General features: G+C 76.1%; 3 protein-coding genes. 1 reads left to right on the plus strand and 2 read right to left on the minus strand.

Annotated features, from left to right (window positions below):
- Nucleotides 1–368, minus strand: a 368-nt coding sequence (locus ACTUAL_RS16560; RefSeq protein ID WP_440900901.1) for an alpha/beta fold hydrolase, incomplete at its 3' end; no start/stop codon positions are given.
- Nucleotides 369–388: 20 nt separating this feature from the next.
- Between ACTUAL_RS16560 and ACTUAL_RS16565 the strand changes: the two genes are divergently transcribed.
- Nucleotides 389–1,039 (plus strand): DUF998 domain-containing protein, encoded by a 651-nt coding sequence (locus tag ACTUAL_RS16565; protein ID WP_440900902.1) that lies wholly within the window; start codon nucleotides 389–391, stop codon nucleotides 1,037–1,039.
- A 114-nt stretch (nucleotides 1,040–1,153) separates the two neighbouring features.
- Here the strand turns inward: ACTUAL_RS16565 and ACTUAL_RS16570 are convergent, their stop codons facing one another.
- Nucleotides 1,154–1,672 (minus strand): nuclear transport factor 2 family protein, encoded by a 519-nt coding sequence (locus ACTUAL_RS16570; protein ID WP_440900903.1) that lies wholly within the window; start codon nucleotides 1,670–1,672, stop codon nucleotides 1,154–1,156.
- Nucleotides 1,673–1,723: the final 51 nt, after the last annotated feature.

The following is a 1,723-nucleotide window of genomic DNA, read 5'->3' on the forward strand; positions in this document are numbered from 1 at the left end:
AGGCTGGGGTCCACGAGCACCGCGCCGCGCACGCGCCGGGGGCGCAGCCGCGCGAACGCCTCCGCGTGCAGGCCGGCCAGCGAGTGCCCGACGAGCACGGCCGGTGCGCCGACGGCGTCGAGGACCGCGTCGAGCACGGCCACCTCCCGCCGCGCCGACGAGGGCTGGGGCGACGGCGTGCTCGCCCCGGTCCCCGGCCGGTCGAACCGCAGCACCCGCGCGGAGGTCGCGAGCAGCCGGGTCACCGGGTCCCAGTCGGCGATCGCGCCCGCGAGACCGGACAGGAGCACGACCGGCGGCGCGCCCTCCGGTCCGTCCGCGACGAGGTGCAGGTCCGAGCCCACGACGGTGACCACGGGGCACAGCATGGCGGAAGGGTGGCGCGAGCGTGATCGAGGACAGGGCGTCGAGCCGGAGTCGTTGCCCAGGGCTCGACCGGCCGGGCGCGTGGCTGGTCGCGGCGGCGGTGCTGTACGCGTGCTGGCTGCTCGAACTGGTGCTGCCGACCGGGTTGTCCGTCGTGGACGGCTACGTGAGCGAGCTGCTCGCCGACGACCAGCCGCACCGGTGGCTGTTCCGCGCCACCGACTCGCTCGCCGCCTGCTGCCTGCTGCTCGCCGCGCGCGGCCTGCGCGGGCGGTGGGCGGTCGCCGCCGTGCTCGTCTTCGCCCTCGCGACCCTCGCCGACACCGCGCTGCCGCTCGACTGCGCGCCCAGCACGGATGCGCTGTGCCGCGACCGGGAGGCCGCAGGCGCGGTGTCGCTCAGCCACCACCTGCACCAGGTGACCAGCGTGCTGACGTTCGTCGGCGCGCTCGCCGCCGCGGCGGTCCTGGAGCGGGGCACCCGGCTGCCGAGCGCCAGGGTGGTGCTGATCCTCCTCGCCGGGACCGGTGTGCTGTCGGCGGCCCTGGCCAACCAGCCAGGGGCCGGGCTGGTCCAGCGCGTCCAGCTGCTGACCGTCTCGGCCGGGTTGCTGCTCGGCGCGCGGGTGTTGTCCCGAGGGGCGGTCAGGCCGGGTGACGGGCCGCCCCGGTGACCGCCGGGTGGTCCACGGGCCCGGTGGCGTCGTCGCCGAAGCCCGAGGTGTCGTGGACGTGCAGGTGGACCGGGTCGCGGGTGGGCAGCGGCAGGCCACGCAGGTCGAAGGGGGTCAGCGGGACCGGAACGGGGTGACCGCGTGGCCCAGCGCGCGCAGGAGCGCCCGGAACTCGGCCGCGTTCGGCCGGACCCCGAGGCCCGCGTAGCGCAGCGCGTCGCCGTGCTCGGACATCCGCGTGATCAGGCCGTCCGCGACGTCGAAGCGGATCACGTAGTGGTTGCGGTAGGGCTTGCCCGTCCGCGCGACGACCATGTCGCCCGTGGCGGCGAAGCAGGCCGCGCCCTCGGTGGCGCTCCACCGGTGGTCGCGCCAGACCAGCGGGTCGAACTTGGCGAAGATCCCCTCGGTGTAGGCCAGCACCTCGTCCCGCCCCTTGAGGTGGGCGACGCAGAAACCCCTGCCGCGCCCGGAGATCAGCTCCGCCACGCCCTCCGGGGTGCCCGCCTTGCCGGACTGGAGGAAGAGCTGCCGCACGTCCGGCGCGAGCACGTCCGACACGGCGCGGAGGTCCTTGGCCTCCACGGCGCGGACGAAGCGCTGGGCGAGCGCGAGGGGGTCGGGGGTGGTCACTTGCGCCTCCGGCGGAAGTCGTTGCGCGCCAACGGTTGCGGCACCCCTCGA

It is taken from the genome of Actinosynnema sp., from assembly GCF_052038725.1.